This is a genomic window from Pseudomonas gessardii (assembly GCF_001983165.1).
In the GTDB taxonomy this organism is placed as follows: domain Bacteria; phylum Pseudomonadota; class Gammaproteobacteria; order Pseudomonadales; family Pseudomonadaceae; genus Aquipseudomonas; species Aquipseudomonas gessardii.
Window position 1 is genome coordinate 1 of sequence record NZ_MNPU01000133.1, and the last position, 1,171, is coordinate 1,171.

At 56.4% G+C, this 1,171-nt stretch carries 1 protein-coding gene; it reads left to right on the top strand.

What is annotated here, in order from left to right; translation table 11 throughout:
- The first annotated feature begins 62 nt into the window (after positions 1-62).
- Positions 63-1,043, top strand: coding sequence for an IS5-like element ISPa41 family transposase (locus tag BLL38_RS29960; protein WP_004576175.1), 981 nt, complete (start codon positions 63-65; stop codon positions 1,041-1,043).
- Positions 1,044-1,171 lie beyond the last annotated feature (128 nt).

A 1,171-nucleotide genomic window follows, 5' to 3' on the forward strand; every position in this document is an offset into this window, starting at 1 on the left:
GGAATCTCCGAACAAGCCTTCAGTTATGCGAGAATCCCCGCAACACCTGATCCGAGCCGCCCATGAGCCAGATGAGCTTTTCCGACTTTGAGTACGCCGGCAAGCGCAAGCAAACCCGCCGAGAGCGCTTCCTCGCCGAAATGGATCAGGTGGTGCCCTGGGCAGGCCTGCTGGAGCTGATCGAACCGTTCTACCCCAAGGCCGGCGGCGGTAGAAAACCCTATCCTCTGGAAACCATGCTGCGCATCCATCTGTTGCAGAACTGGTTCTCCCTGAGCGACCCGGCCATGGAAGAAGCGCTCTACGAAATCACGCCCATGCGCCAGTTCGCACTCCTGACGCTGAGCGCGCCAATCCCCGAAGACACCACGATCATGAACTTCCGGCACTTGCTGGAGAAGCATCAGCTCGCACCGGCAATCCTTGCGGTCATCAATGGTTATCTGCAGGAAAAAGGCCTGTCGCTGCGCCAAGGCACCATCGTCGATGCCACCATTATTCATGCCCCCAGCTCGACCAAAAATAAAGAAGGCAAGCGTGATCCCGAGATGCACCAGACCAAGAAAGGCGGTCAGTATTTCTTCGGGATGAAGGCGCACATCGGTGCCGATGTCGAGTCCGGCCTGGTGCATCACGTCCATGGCACCGCTGCCAATGTGGCCGATGTCACGCAGGTGGCTGAACTGCTGCATGGCGAAGAAAACGCCGTGTATGCAGATGCCGGTTACACCGGTGTCGAAAGACGCGAAGAGCATGAAAATCGGGGGGTGATCTGGCAGATTGCAGCGCGTCGCAGCACCTATTCCAAGCTGAACCAGCGCAGCGTACTGTACAAAGCCAAGCGCAAGATCGAGTTCTGCAAGGCTCAGACACGGGCCAAGGTCGAGCATCCGTTTCGCGTGATCAAGCGGCAGTTTGGTTACGTGAAAGTACGTTTTCGTGGGCTGATGAAAAACACGGCTCAGTTGACCACGCTGTTCGCCCTGGCAAACCTGTGGAGGGTTCGAAAACAGCTCATGGGTATGGGTGAGGTTCGCGTTTAACACGGAGAACCGGTCGAAAAAGCTCTCCGTACATGATTTTTCGGTCACTTTTCGTCCAATGACGCTGTAGGTGCCTGGAAAATTGCAACTTGCCGCGGCTGCACGACAAGTTGATCGGAGCATCCCTA

What these genes read in the sequence shown, in the direction of transcription:
- BLL38_RS29960 (WP_004576175.1), top strand. Translation starts at nt 63, where the DNA reads ATGAGCCAGATGAGCTTTTCCGACTTTGAGTACGCCGGCAAGCGCAAG.